Source organism: Pseudomonas sp. NPDC089428 (assembly GCF_044749325.1).
GTDB lineage: Bacteria > Pseudomonadota > Gammaproteobacteria > Pseudomonadales > Pseudomonadaceae > Aquipseudomonas.
In genome coordinates this window covers 1-1282 of sequence record NZ_JBIVHT010000036.1, presented here as the reverse complement: position 1 = coordinate 1282, position 1282 = coordinate 1, and the positions used below count along the sequence as shown (strand labels likewise).

2 protein-coding genes are annotated in these 1282 nt (G+C 67.2%); both read right to left on the bottom strand.

Annotated elements, in window-relative coordinates:
* The coding region (locus ACIPZ5_RS27720; RefSeq protein ID WP_400811811.1) for a muconolactone Delta-isomerase family protein at window positions 1–122 on the bottom strand (122 nt) is incomplete at its 3' end.
* Between the two features lie 146 nt (window positions 123–268).
* Window positions 269–1282: muconate cycloisomerase family protein (locus ACIPZ5_RS27715; RefSeq protein WP_400811808.1), on the bottom strand; the 1014-nt coding region annotated here is incomplete at its 5' end.

Sequence of the window (1282 nt, the reverse complement as noted above, 5' to 3'; positions counted from 1 at the left end):
CGCCAGGTGCCCTCGCGCTGCAGGCGCTGGGCCAGTTCCTTCTCGTCGGCCTTCAGTTGCGCGGCCTTGGCCGGGTCCATGTCGACCGGCAGTTTCACGGTCATCTTCACGTGGAACAGCATGCTGCTTTCTCCTGTCTTGCAAATGTCCAAAGGCTTGCGCGCCCCTCTGTAGGAGCGGCTTCAGCCGCGAACACGGGCGAAGCCCGTGCCATCCACCGAGTTGCCTGTTTCGCGGGCAAGCCCGCTCCCACAGGGGGGTGTGTTTTTCAGCGGCGGGCAAAGCGCGCCAGGCGTTGTTCGTCGAGGCTCAGCCCCAGCCCCGCCGTACGCGGTACATGCAGCTGGAAGTCGCGGTACTGCGGCGGCTCGTTGACGATCTCTTCGGTCAGCAGCAGCGGCCCGAACAGTTCGGTGCCCCAGGTCAGCTGGCGCAGGGTGAGGAAGGCATGGGCCGAGGCCAGGGTGCCGATCGAGCCTTCGAGCATGGTCCCGCCGTACAGGGCAATGCCCGCCGCTTCGGCGATCTGCGCGGTGCGCAGCACGGCGCGCGGGCCGCCGTTCTTGGCGATCTTCAGGGCGAAGATGCTGGCAGCACCCTCGGCGGCCAGGCTGAAGGCGTCCTCGACGCTCTCGATGGATTCGTCGGCCATGATCGGCGCCGGGCTGCGTTGGTTCAGGCGCACCTGGCCGCCGCGGTTGATGCGCGAGATCGGCTGTTCGATCAGGTCGATGCCGTTGTCGCCGAGCACCTGGCAGGCGCGGATGGCTTGCGATTCGTCCCAGTACTGGTTGACGTCCACACGTACGCTGGCACGCTCGCCCAGCTCGCGCTTGATCGCCACCACGTGCTTCAGGTCCTGCTCCAGCGGGTTGGCGCCGATCTTCAGCTTGAATACCCGGTGCCGGCGGATGTCCAGCATGTGTTCGGCTTCGCCGATGTCGCGGGCGGTGTCACCGCTGGCCAGGGTCCAGGCCACTTCCAGGCTGTCACGCACACGCCCGCCGAGCAGTTCGCTGACCGGCAGGCCGAGGCGCTTGCCCTGGGCGTCGAGCAAGGCGCTTTCGATGCCGGACTTGGCGAAGGTGTTGCCCTTGGCCAGCTTGTCGAGCTTGAGCATGGCGGCGTTGATGTTGTCCGCTGGCAGGCCGATCAGCGCGGGCGCCAGGTACGCGTCGATGTTGGCTTTGATGCCCTCGGGGCTTTCGTAGCCGTAGGCAAGGCCGCCGATGGTGGTGGCCTCGCCGATGCCTTCGACGCCGTCGCTGCAGCGCAGGCGCAG